The sequence below is a fragment of the Chromobacterium sp. HL1 genome, from assembly GCF_057418835.1.
The window spans coordinates 1,475,928-1,488,612 of record NZ_CP162399.1 but is presented as its reverse complement, the minus strand read 5'-3'; the positions used below and the strand labels follow the sequence as shown (position 1 = coordinate 1,488,612).

General features: G+C 65.2%; 12 protein-coding genes. 3 read left to right on the top strand and 9 right to left on the bottom strand.

The features are described from left to right. Positions 1 to 163: 163 nt before the first annotated feature. The 4 genes from AB1Z25_RS06985 to AB1Z25_RS06970 are packed head-to-tail and all read right to left on the bottom strand — an operon-like array spanning position 164 to position 4,236. Entirely contained in the window at positions 164 to 1,396 is a 1,233-nt protein-coding gene (locus tag AB1Z25_RS06985; RefSeq protein WP_486636878.1) for a hypothetical protein, read from the bottom strand. 2 nt (positions 1,397 to 1,398) lie between these two features. Further along, positions 1,399 to 2,169 carry an outer membrane lipoprotein-sorting protein gene (locus AB1Z25_RS06980; protein ID WP_227107654.1) on the bottom strand — a complete coding sequence of 257 codons (771 nt, stop codon included), beginning with the start codon at positions 2,167 to 2,169 and terminating at the stop codon, positions 1,399 to 1,401. A 22-nt stretch (positions 2,170 to 2,191) separates the two neighbouring features. Next, positions 2,192 to 3,568, bottom strand: coding sequence for an ABC transporter permease (locus AB1Z25_RS06975; protein ID WP_486636877.1), 1,377 nt, complete (start codon positions 3,566 to 3,568; stop codon positions 2,192 to 2,194). Then, the gene (locus AB1Z25_RS06970; protein ID WP_253314138.1) at positions 3,565 to 4,236 is read right to left on the bottom strand and encodes an ABC transporter ATP-binding protein; all 672 of its coding nucleotides are present in this window, start codon (positions 4,234 to 4,236) and stop codon (positions 3,565 to 3,567) included. Before AB1Z25_RS06970 ends, AB1Z25_RS06975 begins: the two co-directional genes overlap by 4 nt. Before the next feature lie 382 nt (positions 4,237 to 4,618). Here AB1Z25_RS06970 and ppk2 point away from each other — a divergent pair, with 382 nt between their 5' ends. Then, the gene (gene ppk2, locus AB1Z25_RS06965; protein ID WP_199226031.1) at positions 4,619 to 5,470 is read left to right on the top strand and encodes a polyphosphate kinase 2; all 852 of its coding nucleotides are present in this window, start codon (positions 4,619 to 4,621) and stop codon (positions 5,468 to 5,470) included. Between the two features lie 15 nt (positions 5,471 to 5,485). Here ppk2 and AB1Z25_RS06960 read toward each other — a convergent pair whose 3' ends face one another. The 5 genes from AB1Z25_RS06960 to AB1Z25_RS06940 all read right to left on the bottom strand — a co-directional run bounded on the left by AB1Z25_RS06960 (position 5,486) and on the right by AB1Z25_RS06940 (position 10,178). Then, positions 5,486 to 6,256, bottom strand: a complete 771-nt coding sequence (locus tag AB1Z25_RS06960; RefSeq protein WP_227107648.1) for an outer membrane lipoprotein-sorting protein — start codon at positions 6,254 to 6,256, stop codon at positions 5,486 to 5,488. A gap of 33 nt (positions 6,257 to 6,289) precedes the next feature. Further along, the gene (locus AB1Z25_RS06955; RefSeq protein ID WP_486636876.1) at positions 6,290 to 7,654 is read right to left on the bottom strand and encodes an ABC transporter permease; all 1,365 of its coding nucleotides are present in this window, start codon (positions 7,652 to 7,654) and stop codon (positions 6,290 to 6,292) included. Next, on the bottom strand, positions 7,651 to 8,304 hold the full coding sequence (locus AB1Z25_RS06950; protein ID WP_233246723.1) for an ABC transporter ATP-binding protein: 654 nt from the start codon (positions 8,302 to 8,304) through the stop codon (positions 7,651 to 7,653). Before AB1Z25_RS06950 ends, AB1Z25_RS06955 begins: the two co-directional genes overlap by 4 nt. Before the next feature lie 393 nt (positions 8,305 to 8,697). Further along, entirely contained in the window at positions 8,698 to 9,168 is a 471-nt protein-coding gene (locus tag AB1Z25_RS06945) for a hypothetical protein (RefSeq protein WP_146176693.1), read from the bottom strand. 116 nt (positions 9,169 to 9,284) lie between these two features. Continuing rightward, the gene (locus AB1Z25_RS06940; protein WP_107800214.1) at positions 9,285 to 10,178 is read right to left on the bottom strand and encodes a LysR family transcriptional regulator; all 894 of its coding nucleotides are present in this window, start codon (positions 10,176 to 10,178) and stop codon (positions 9,285 to 9,287) included. A 451-nt stretch (positions 10,179 to 10,629) separates the two neighbouring features. On the opposite strand from AB1Z25_RS06940, the gene AB1Z25_RS06935 reads away from it, so the two are divergent. Together AB1Z25_RS06935 and AB1Z25_RS06930 are read left to right on the top strand one after the other, a co-directional pair. Continuing rightward, positions 10,630 to 10,941, top strand: coding sequence for a DUF485 domain-containing protein (locus AB1Z25_RS06935; RefSeq protein ID WP_107800215.1), 312 nt, complete (start codon positions 10,630 to 10,632; stop codon positions 10,939 to 10,941). Beyond that, a complete protein-coding gene (locus AB1Z25_RS06930) occupies positions 10,938 to 12,617 on the top strand; it encodes a cation acetate symporter (RefSeq protein ID WP_107800216.1) in 1,680 nt (559 codons plus the stop codon). Before AB1Z25_RS06935 ends, AB1Z25_RS06930 begins: the two co-directional genes overlap by 4 nt. The last annotated feature ends 68 nt before the right edge of the window (positions 12,618 to 12,685 follow it).

Here is a 12,685-nt window from a genome sequence, read left to right as displayed (position 1 = left end):
CGCGGCGGTCATCACGCGCACCGACTCAGGGCTGTCCGCGCGGTCGCGAGCCGGGGCAAGACAGGGCGCTGCGGCGGAGAAAATGGAATAGCCGTACGAAGCACGGGAATTTCGAAGGGGTTTGCAAGGCTTCGCCGCAGCGAGGCGGATCGTGAACAGGCGCTCAGAAGAAATAGTCGAACAGCACTTGCCAGACCCGCCGCGCCGGGCTGGCGCCGTAACGGCTGTCCGGCGCGCCGTCGAAGCGTTGCCACTGCAAGGCCAGATCCGCCGGCCCCAGGTGATAGCGGGCCTCCGCCCAATTCATGCCGCTGTGGTCCACCAGGTCGAAGCTGCGCATCGCGGTCACGTCCAGATCGTCCACCAGCGCATCCTGCCAATGCGCGCGCAGCAAGGCGGCGCGCCGGGTGGGCAGGCCGCCGCCGGTGCCCACCCCCGCCCGATAGGCGGCGTAGAGCGCGGGCCTCGCGCGCAGCGCGCGCCATTCGTCCCGGTCCGGCGCCGCCCCGTCCTGCTGTCCCTCCAGCGTCAGGCTCAGCTTGTTGGCGCCGGTCCAGCTCAAGCCGCCGGACAGGCGATTGCGCCAGGCCGAATCCGGCCGTCCCAGGCTTTGCCTCCAATCGGTCCGCTGCCGACCGCCGGCCCATTCCAGATAAACCACGGTGGCGTCGCCGAGCACGCGCGACAGATTGAAGCCCAGCTGAGGCGAACGGCCTTGCTCCTGCAACAGCAGCCATTGCGGATTGAGGTTCTCCGCAAAGCGATAACTGCCGGCCAACAGCAGCCGCTGCCGGGGATTGCTGGCGCCCCAGTCCAGGCTGGCACCGTCCGGATTCGGCCCCGACCCCAGCTTGGGCGACCAGATCGCGGTCAAGGAGCCGCGGTCCCACAGCTTCTGCCAGCGCAGCATGGCGTTGCCCAAGCGGTTTTGCCGCAGGCTGTCCGGGTCCGCGGACACCACCGAGCGCACGGTGCCCGCGCCGAGAAAATCGGTGGGGTTGTAGCCGACGGCCACGCCGTAGCGGGTATTGATACGCCCCAGGTCCATCATCGTCTCGACGCCGAACTCGCGGCTCAGATACGCTTCCTTCAAGGTGTTGACGCCGTGGTCCCGCCGCGGCGAGCCGGCGAAGCGCCAATCCAGCCGGTTGGCCAGCACGCCGCGCCAGGCCGGGCTCAGCCGGCCGTCCCAGCGCAGATCGAAGGACAGCCGCTGGCCGTCCTCCCCCGGCCGCGGCGACAAGGCGGCGGCCTCCAGTTGAAGCTTCAGATCCCGCAGCTTGTCATCCTCCATCCGGGTCTGATCGGCCAGCCGCAGCGCGTCCTCCTCCAGCGACGCGTCTGCGCCCCGCGCGGCGGCGCAGACCAGCGCCAGCCCAAACGCCAGCCGCCGCATCGTCATTCGGCCCGGAAGCGCGGCAGATAATCGCGCTGCAGCCAGGCTTCCGGCACCTCGCGCCAGGCGAACTGGCTGTTGCGCAGCACGGTGATCCAGCGCGGATTGAGGCCGTCTATGATCACGGTCTCGGTTGGGCGCTCGCGTCCCAGCACCGGCTGGTAAGCGCGGTAATACGCGGTCTTCAGCAAACCGCCGCTTTCGGCGTAGAACTGCGCCTTGCGACTGCGGTAGCCGTCGCGGTCCACCCACAGATCGATGGCGTGGTAGGTGACGCCGGGATTGCGCGCGCTCAGCCGCAACTTGTAGCAAAGCCGCGCCTGGCGGTCCCCGTCCTGTATCGTTTCCTCGCCGGCCAGCGCCGCCTGATAGTCCAGCGCCAGATTGACGGTGACCACGTCGCCGTTGGCCGCCTGGCCCAAGAGCCGCTGCTGCGGCGAAATCGGCACGCTGGCCTTGCTCGCCGGATCGAAAAACCACAGATCGTTGCCGCTCTTGAGCATCAGCTTGCCGGCGTCCCGCTTGGGATTGATGAAACGCAGCAGGCTGCGGAACTGGCCGCTTTTCTGATCGGCGCGCGAATACACCGCCAGCGCGCTGGCCTCGTTCTGCTTGCCGTCCTTATAGCTGACCAGGGACACCACCAGCCCGAAAGAGCGTTCCGGATTGCGCACCGCGTCGCTATTGGCCAGGATGGTCTGCGCGTCCGGCGCCGCCAGCGCCGACGCCGCCCACAGGGCAACGCTCAACGCGGCCCAGCGTGTCGTCTTCATGCCGGTAGAGATTCCAAACGTTTCACGCATGACGCAAAGCCTCCACGATATTGGCCGCCGCCGCCCGCCGCGCCGGCCACCACGACGACAGCAGCGCCATCGCCATCAAACCGCCGGCGGTCACCGCCATCATCCGCCACTCCCCCCATACCCGCACCAGGATGGGGCTGGGGTCCACCTGCCCCGGCGGCAGCCAGGTCAGCCCGGCGTGATTGATCAGCCAGGCCAGCAACAGCGCCAGCGCGATGCCCAGCACCCCGCCGCCCAGGCCCAGCAGCCAGCCTTCGCACAGGAACAGCCGCTGGATGCCGCGGCGGCGCAGGCCCATCGCCCGCAGCGTACCGATCTCCACCGTGCGCTCCAGCACCACCATATTCATGGTGTTGCCTATGGTGAACAGCGCCACGCAGGCGATCAACACCGCCAGGAAGCCGAAAATGGTGCCGAACATGCCGGTGATCTGGCCGTATTGCGGCTGCAGCGTGGCGAAGTCGTGCGCCGCCAGCGGCTGGCCGCGCAAGCTGGTGGCGAACAGCTGACGCAAACGCGCCTCGGCCGCCGGAATCTGCGCGGTGTGCCGCAGCTGCAACACGATGGCGGTGGCCATCGGCTCGCCCTGGCCGTACACCAGCTGTTGCGCCTGGCGCAGATGCAGGCCGACATACATATCGTCCAGTTCCTTGATGCCCTGGCTCTCCACCTTGGCCACTTGCAGACGGGCCACATTGGGCGCGCCGGCGGCGGTGGCGGCCAGCAGTTCGATCTGATCGTCGCGGACGCTGGCCGGCGGCGCCGCCGCGGCCAAGGCCTCCAGATCGGCCGGCAGGTCCTTGCCGCCCGGCGGAGCCGGCGGCGGCGCGCAATCCTTGAGCTGGAAGGCCGCGCACAGTTGCAGCACCCGCGCCACCCCGGTGCCTATCACCGCCGCGTTCGGCGCGGTGCCGGTCAGCGCCACCGGCTTGCGCTTGTCGTTGAAGCCGTAATCGTCCCAGCGCCGCAAGCGGTTCTGGGCGTCCACCTCGCTGCCGCGCGCAATCACCGTACGCGAGGCGCCGGCGGAATAATGACCGGCGATGCCGCCCAGGCTCAGCGTGGGCGTGACCACGGTCAGCATGGGCCGCAGCACCGGATCGTTCTCGATCAGCCGCATCGCCGCGCGGTAGTCGCGGATGCCGTAAGCGGCCGGATTGCCGCTGCCGTACAGGAAGTAATCCCGGTGCTGCACCTGCAGATGGCCGCCCGCGCGCACCATGCCGGTTTGCAAGCCGTATTGCACCGTGCGGTTGTAACCGCCGAAGAGCAGCACCGCCACCAGGCCTATGATCATGGTGGACAAGGTCGCCAAGGTGCGGCGACGGTTGCGCAGCAGATTGCGCCAAGCCAGTTTCAAGGTGTTCACGCCAAGGCCTCCCCCGCGTTCAAGACGCCGACCCGGCCGTCGCTGACCAAGTAACGCTCGTCCGCCGCCGCGATCACCTGCGGGTCATGCGAGGAGAACACCACCGCCACTCGGCGTTCTCGCTGCAATTGGCGCAACAGAGCCAGGATGGACGCTCCGGTCTGGCTGTCCAGATTGGCGGTGGGTTCGTCGGCCAGCACCAAGGCCGGCTCGTGCACCAGCGCGCGCGCAATCGCCACCCGCTGGCGCTGCCCGCCGGACAGCTGGCCGGGCCGGTTCGCCGCCTTGTCCGCCAAGCCCACCGCCGCCAGCATCTCCAGCGCCCGCTCGCGCCGCTGCCGCGCCGGCACGCCTTGCAATTGCAGCGGGTATTCGACGTTCTCGAAAGCCGACAAGACCGGCATCAGATTGAAGTTCTGGAAGATGAAGCCGATGTGGCGCGCGCGAAAATCGCTGAGCGCGTCATCGCTCAAACGGTTCAGCGCCTGTCCCGCCACCTCGATTTCTCCGACGTCGGCGCGGTCTATGCCGCCGATCAAATTCAGCAGCGTGGTCTTGCCGCTGCCGGACTGGCCGGACAGCACGGTGAAGCGCGCCGCGGCGATCTTGAGGCTGACATCGGCCAGCGCCGGCACCCTCACCTGCTCCATCCAGTAGCTTTTAGACACCCCGTTCACCTCAACCGCCCACATAGTCCGCTCCGCCGTCAAAACACAATGGCATGAATATGCATGAAATCGGCATGAAAAGCTTTGCCTTGTGACAAAACGCCCATTGCGGACTCCAACGGTGTTCCGGCCGCGCCAAAGCGCGCGCATCGACACCGGTTTTCCATGGGAGTAGCATGGTTTTATCCCTCGCAAAGGAGCTTGCATGACACAAAACACAAACCCGCCTCAAGCCCCCCTGCCCGCGGAAGCGGACGCCGACGCCCAGCCGCCGGCCGTCAAGCCGCTGCGCCGAACCGCCAGCCACCGCCGCAACAATGTGGAGCGCGCGCACCAGGAATCGGTGCAAGCCATCGAAACCGTCAGTCAGCAGCCGGTGGCCTTGCAAGTGGCCGCCGCGCCGCAAGGCAGCGCGGAGGACAGCGTCAGCGCCGAACTGCCGGCCAGCTACCCCTACCGCACGCGGATGCGCCGCCCGGAGTACGAATTGCAGAAGCAGGCGCTGCAGATCGAACTGTTGAAAGTGCAGAACTGGGTCAAGGAAAGCGGCCAGAAGATCGTGATCCTGTTCGAAGGCCGCGACGCCGCCGGCAAGGGCGGCACCATCAAACGCTATATGGAACACCTAAACCCGCGCGGCGCGCGCGTGGTGGCGCTGGAAAAGCCGTCGGACCGCGAGCGCGGCCAATGGTACTTCCAGCGTTACATCGAACACCTGCCCACCGCCGGCGAGATCGTCTTTTTCGACCGCTCCTGGTACAACCGCGCCGGCGTGGAGCGCGTGATGGGCTTTTGCCATCCGCACGAATATCTGGAGTTCATGCGCCAGACGCCGCAACTGGAGCGCATGCTGGTCAACAGCGGCATCCGTCTGTTCAAGTTCTGGTTCTCGGTCAGCCGCGAGGAACAGCTGCGCCGCTTCATCTCCCGCCGCGACGATCCCTTGAAGCACTGGAAACTGTCGCCCATAGACATACAGTCGCTGGACAAATGGGACGACTACACCGCGGCCAAGGAAGCGACCTTCTTCCACACCCATACCGGCGACGCGCCGTGGACGGTGGTGAAATCCGACGATAAGAAGCGGGCCCGCCTCAACTGCATCCGCTACTTCCTGTCCCGGCTGGACTACCCGGACAAGGACGCGCGCGTCGCCCGAGCGGCCGATCCGCTGCTGGTGGGCGAGCCGCACACCATGGACGCGGAGGACAGCGACGCCTTGTTGCGGATTTGAGCGTACCGCCGCCACTCACTCCACCCGGAACCGCGGCAGATAATCCCGCTGCAGCCAGGCCTCGGGCACCTCGCGCCAAGCGAAACCGCTCTTGCGCATCACGGTTACCCACTGCGGATTGAGGCCGTCGATGATGACGGTCTCAGTGGGGCGGTCCCGGCCCAGGGCCTGGCGGTAGCCGCGGTAATAAGCCGTTTTCAGCAACTCGCCGCTGGCGGCGTAGAACTGCGCCTTGCGGCTGCGGTAACCGTCGCGATCCACCCACAGCTCGATGGCGTGGTAAGTCACGTCCGGCCGCCTCGCGCTCAGCCGCAGCTTGTAGCTGGCGCGCGGCTGGCGGTCGCCGTCCATCACGGTTTCCTCCGCCGCGAGAGTGGCCCGATAGTCCAGGGTCCAGTTCACCGTCACCACGTCGCCGTTGGCCGCCTGGCCCAGCAGCCGTTGCTGCGGCGAAATCGGCACGCTGGCCTGGCTCGCCGGGTCGAACACCCATAAATCCTTGCCGCTTTTCAAGGTCAGCTTGCCCGCGTCGCGGCTGGGGCTGACAAAGCGCAACAGGCTGCGAAACTGGCCGCGCCGCGGATCGGCCCGCGAATACAACACCAGCGAGCTGGCTTCGCTAGGCTTGCCTTGCTTATAGCTGAGCAGGTCGACCTTCAGGCTGAAAGACTTGCCCGGATTGCGCACCTCGTCGCTCCAGGCCAGTATCTGCTGCGCGTCCGGCGCGGCCCAGGCCAAACCCTGCCAGCCCAACAAAACCAAGCCCAATATGCGCGCGCGCTTCATTTTCCGCTCCCTTCCCTCATCCGCCATGCCGGCTCAGGCCTGCCTCAAGGCGTCGACGATGTTCCAGCGCGCCGCCCGGCGCGACGGCCACCACGACGACAACAGCGCCACCGCCATCAAACCGCCCATGCACGAAGCCAGCAGCGGCGTCTCGCCCCAGACCCGGATCAGGATGGGGCTGGGATCCACCACGCCCGGAGGCAGCCAGCTCAGGCCGGCGCGGTTGATCAGCCAGGCCAGGCCCAGCGACAGCAGCAGGCCACCCAAACCGCCGATGACGCCCAGCAGGGCACCCTCGCACAAGAACAGCCGCTGGACGCCGCCGCGTCTCAGACCGATGGAGCGCAGCGCGCCGATTTCACGGGTGCGCTCCATCACCGCCATATTCATGGTGTTGCCGGTGGTGAACAGCGTCACGCTGGCGATCAGCGCCGCCATGAAGCCGAAAATGGCGCCGAACATGTCGACGATGCGCTCGTACAGCGGCTGCAGCGCGGCGAAATCGTGGGCCGCCAGCGGCTGCGCGCTCAAACCGGCTTGAAACAGCTGCAGCAGCCGCCGGCGCGCGGCCTCGATCTGCCCGCTGCTCTTCAGCTGCAGCAAGATCGCCGTCGCCATCGGCTCTCCCTCGCCGTACAGCAGCCGTTGCGCCTGCGACAGATGCAGGCCCACATAGACGTCGTCCCATTCCCGGGCGCCTTGCCGCTCCACGCCCAACACCCGCAAGCGGGCGACGTTGGGCGCGCCGGCGGCGGTGGCCGTCAACAGTTCGATCCGCTTGCCGTCCGCCGCGCGCGCCGGCCCGGTCAAGGCCGCCAGGTCCGGCGGCAGCCCCTCGCCTTCCGCCGCCGCCGCCGCGCAAGCCCGGTCGCCGTCGGACAGGCACAGCCCCAGAGTCTTGGCGACGCCGCCGCCCAGCACCGCGGCGTTGGCGTCGCTGCCAGTCAAGGCCATCGGCTTGGCCGCCTGGCGCAAACCGCGCGCGTCCCAGCGCAGCAAGCGGTTCTGGCCTTCGGGCTCGCTGCCTTGCACCAGCACCGTGCGCGACGTGCCGCTGGCGTAATGGCCGGCGATGGCGCCCAGCGTCAAGGTCGGCGTGACGGCCGCCAACATGTCCTTCAGTTCCGGGTCCGACTCGATCTCGCGCTGGATGCGCCGGTAGTCGCGGATGCCGTAAGCGGCCGGGTTGCCGCTGCCGTATTGCAGATAATCGCGATGCTGCACCTGCAAATGGCCGAGCTTGCGGACAAAAGCCGTTTCCAGCCCGTACTGGACCGCGCGCTGATAGCCGCCGAACAACAGCACGCCCGCCATGCCCACCGCCATGGTCAAAGCGCTTGCCCAGGTGCGGCGGCGATTGCGCAATAGATTGCGCCAGGCCAGTTGCAGAACATTCATGCCGGCGCCTCCCCGGCGGCCAGCGCGCGGACCCGGCCGTCGCTGACCCGATAACGCTCGTCCGCCGCCGCGATCACCAGCGGATCGTGCGAGGAGAACACCACCGCCACGCCGCGCTCGCGCTGCAACTGCCTGAGCAGCGCCAGGATGGCGGCGCCGGTGCCGCTGTCCAGATTGGCGGTGGGCTCGTCGGCCAACACCAGCGCCGGCTCGTGCACCAGCGCGCGCGCAATCGCCACCCGCTGGCGCTGGCCGCCGGACAACTGGCCGGGCCGGTGCGCCGCCTTGTCCGCCAAGCCCACCGCCGCCAGCATCTCCAGCGCCCGCGCTTTGCACCGCGCCGCCGGCGCGCCCTGCAGCCGCAGCGGATATTCCACGTTTTCCAGCGCGGACAGCACCGGCAGCAAATTGAAGCTTTGAAACACAAAGCCCAGGTGGCGAGCGCGAAAATCGCTAAGCGCGTCGTCGCTCAAGGCCGCCATGCTCTGCCCGGCGACGACGACCTCGCCGCGGTCGGGCCTGTCCACGCCTCCCAGCAAATGCAAAATCGTGCTTTTCCCGCTGCCGGACGGCCCGGCCAAAACAGTGAATCGGGCGGCGGCCACTTTCAATTCCACATTGTGCAAAGCCGGCACTTCCACTTGGTCCATCCGGTATGTTTTAAATACGCCGCGCATTTCCGCCGCCATCGCCCGCTCCTTGAAAATCGGCGCCGTCCAATTTCGCGAAGCGTTTCAATGTCTGCCACGCTGCGCAAAGCTTTGAACAGGTTCTACCACTGATACCGCTTGAATATACCTGAAAACCCGCTCTAAATTTTCAATTGAAAAACAAAGCAATAAACCAACAAAACGTCCCATGAATTAAAAAATTAAATTCTTAAATAAAACTCTAATTAATATTAAAAATCAAACCAAATACAGCCAGGCCACGCACTCCATGCAGTCCCGGCTTCAAATCAGACAGCGCCGCACTCGATATAAAAACAAAATGCCTCGATGAATATCGAGGCATGGCGTGCGCTAGTGTTATGGGAAAGAGAATCAGGAGCGTTGTCGCTTCCACACCCGCCTGGCGTCGCAAGCGGCGCGCAAGGGCGTGGACGACAGGCTGGTGGCGGCGAAATGCCCCACTTGGCGGGAAACCTTGGACAAGGCGGTGCCGGACAGGCTGCCCACCTGCCAGGCGCGACACAGCGGGTGCAGCGAGGGCGCGTCGTCGCTGGCGGCGTCCAGCCTGGCCTGCACGTCGCGGTTCATCTCGGACAGCCAACGCTCGGTCAGCAACATCCAATCGCGCTGAGTATCCGCTTGCGCCTGCACGAGATTGGCGCCCACCAACAGGGTGTCGTCCAGCCTGCGCTCCAAATCGCCCTGGGACATCGGATACGCCGGCGCAAAAGCCGACCACCAGACGATACAGGCCTCGTGCTGGGCGTCCAGCATGCGCTGCTGGCCGCGCTCCACTGCGCTGCGGTAACTCTCCATCGCGCCGATCAACCAACTACGGGTCATTGCCACTCCTCGATCAAACCCGGCGGGCCGCCTCATCTCGCGGCAGCCGCCCTAAGCGCCTGCTTGCAAGGAAGGCGCCGCGGCCCTGAAGACGCGCAGCGGATCACAAGCAGGTTCTAAGCCGCAACGGCGGGCAAACGCCACACCTGCAGCAATTCTTGTAACAAGGTTTCCAACACGGGATCGCCCGCCCGGTCCGCCGGGTAGACGAATTGCAACTCGGCCAATTTGCGCACATCCGGCAGCACTGTCAACCTGCCGGCGTCTTGCCAGGCCTGCGCCGCCTCTTCCCGCGCCAGCGCCACCCCCACCCCGGAGGCCACCAATTCAAGGATGGCGTCGAGATGATCGCACTCCGCTACCTTCTTAGGCGAAATGTTGAGTTCTCGCCACAACTCCGCGGTGATTTTGGAAAGACTGGAAAACTGCGAAATGCCTATCCACGGCAATTTGCCCAATTCCCTCAAGCCGCCGCCGGCCAAACGCGACGCCCAGCCTGCGGGCAGGACGATGCGGAACGGCAATTCCGCCAGCTTGACGGTGGAGACGTTCACATAGGGGTTTTTGCCCAGATAGAAGCCGGCGTCCAGTTCTTTCTTGCGCACCAGGTTCAGCACGTCCACGGTGACGCCGTGGCGCAATTGGATGTCCAGCAAGGGATAACGCTCCACCAGGCCCGCCACCCAGGGTCCGATCTTCAAAGTGTCCGGCGTCAGGGTGACGCCTATCCGCGCCTTGCCTGACAACTGGCCCTTCAATTGCCGCGCGTGGTTGATGATGCCGCTGGCCGCGCCCAGTATCGCCTGCGCCTGCGGCAACAATTCCTGGCCGGTCCGGGTCAGCGACACCCCGCCCGCGCTGCGTTCGAACAATTGCATGCCCACTTCTTCTTCCAGGGCCTTGATTTGCGCGGTGACCGCCGGCTGCGACAGGTGCAGCAATTCGGCGGCCTGTGTCAGGTGCCCTTGCTGGGCGACGGTGACAAAGGTGCGCAACTGATAGATTTCCATGTTCTCCCCTGACTTGGATGCTTGGCGGCGGGCCGGATCGCCGTACGCGGCAGGCATGGGCGGCATGATGGCGGGTCTGCGACGGATGCGGCGGCCTGAGCTAAGCCCGGCCGATGATGGTTTTCTCTTGTGCGAGCCATTTTCGGCGCAATGCCGGCTAAATAACAAGCGCTTTATGCCCCGCCGCCGGCCCCGCCAAGCATTTGCGGCAAGGCGCGACGCGGCGGCGACGCCCGGTCCGGGCCTGGATTTTTTGGTTCGATCAGCCCTATTTCGCCGCCGAATTAAGAGCAAAAATTCTAATTCAAGTTATTGATTTTATTTGTTTTTTGCACTGCATCATCGGCCTGAATAATTTTCCGCATCAAAAAAAGCGATTAGATTCGCCTCCGTCACCTCCCTTATGTTTTCAGCAGCGACAACCCAAGTCGCGACCACAAAGGAGGATGCAATGAACGAGGACATACTCAAGAAAGTGCAGTCCAACCCCAAATTCAAGGAACTGGTGCACAAGAAAACCAGCCTGGGTTGGCAGCTCACCCTAGTCATGCTGGTCATCTACTACGGCTTCATCCTGGTGCTGGCGTTCTCGCCGGCCACGCTGGGCCATCCCGTCAGCGCGGGCGCCACCATGACGGTGGGCATTCCCATCGGCGTGCTGATCATCGTCTCGGCCTTCGCGCTGACTGGCATCTATGTGCGCCGCGCCAACACCGAGTTCGATCTGCTCAACCAGCAAATCGTCGAGGAGTCCAAACAATGAAGCAACGCGTCTTGCAACTGGCCTGCGTCTCCGGCCTTCTGCTGCCCTCCTTGGCCATGGCGGCCGGGGCCATTGAGGGCGATGTCAAGCAACAGGCCACCAACTGGCACGCCATCATCATGTTCCTGCTCTTCGTGGCCTTCACTCTGGGCGTCACGTATTGGGCCGCGCGCCGCACCAAGTCCGCCAGCGACTTTTACGCGGCCGGCGGCGGCATCACCGGTTTCCAGAATGGTCTCGCCATCGCCGGCGACTATATGTCCGCCGCGTCCTTCCTCGGCATTTCCGCGATGGTGTTCGAAAAAGGCTACGACGGCCTGATCTATTCGATGGGCTTCCTGGTGGGCTGGCCCGTCATCCTGTTTCTGGTGGCGGAACGCCTGCGCAACCTGGGCAAGTACACTTTCGCCGACGTCGCCTCCTACCGCTTGCAACAGACGCCGGTGCGCAGCTTCGCCGCCACCTCCACCCTGGTGGTGGTCGCCATCTACCTGATTGCGCAGATGGTGGGCGCCGGCAAGCTGATCCAGCTCTTGTTCGGCATGAGCTATAGCTCGGCGGTGTTGATGGTGGGCGTGCTGATGGTGTGCTACGTGCTGTTCGGCGGCATGCTGGCCACCACCTGGGTGCAAATCATCAAGGCGGTGCTGCTGCTCTCCGGCGCCACCTTCATGGCCATCATGGTGCTGGCCACCGTGGGTTTCAGCCCGGAAGTCATGTTTGAAAAAGCGGTGGCCGCGCATAGCAAGGGCGTCGCCATCATGGCGCCGGGCAAGGCCGATCCGATCGACTCCATTTCCCTGGGCCTGGCGCTGATGTTCGGCACCGCCGGCCTGCCGCACATCCTGATGCGCTTCTTCACCGTGTCCGACGCCAAGGAAGCTCGCAAATCGGTGTTCTTCGCCACCGGCTTCATCGGCTATTTCTACATCCTCACCTTCATCATCGGCTTCGGCGCCATCATGCTGGTGCTAAACCAGCCGGGCATGATGGAAACCGTGGTCAAGAACGGCAAATCCGTCACCCAGCTGATCGGCGGCAACAATATGGCGGCGGTGCACCTGGCCGAGGCCGTGGGCGGCGACATGTTCCTGGGCTTCATCTCCGCGGTGGCCTTCGCCACCATCCTGGCGGTGGTGGCCGGCCTGGCGCTGTCCGGCGCGTCGGCGGTGTCGCACGATCTGTACGCCAGCGTGATCAAGAAGGGCAAGGCCAACGAGGCCGACGAGATCCGCGTGTCCAAGATCACCACCGTGGTGTTGGGCGTGGTGGCCATCGTGCTGGGTCTGGTGTTCGAAAAGCAGAACATCGCCTTCATGGTGGGCCTGGCCTTCTCCATCGCCGCCTCGGCCAACTTCCCGGTGCTGTTCCTCTCCATGTTCTGGAAGGGGCTGACCACGCGCGGCGCGGTGATCGGCGGCTTCATCGGCCTGTTGTCGGCGGTGGTGCTGATCGTGCTGGGCCCGACGGTCTGGGTGGAGGTGCTCAAGCACGAGCACGCGGTGTTCCCGTACAAGAACCCGGCCATCTTCTCGATGACTCTGGCCTTCGTTTCCACCTGGCTGATCTCGGTGCTGGACAAGTCCCGCCAGGCCGACGAGGAAAAAGCCAAGTTCGAAGCCCAGTTCGTGCGCGCGATGACCGGCATCGGCGCGTCCGGGGCCTCCAAACATTGACAATGACATAAGGCCGGGCCGAGGATGTCGGCCTGCCTTTACAACCCACCGCGCCGCTCCAGCGGTTC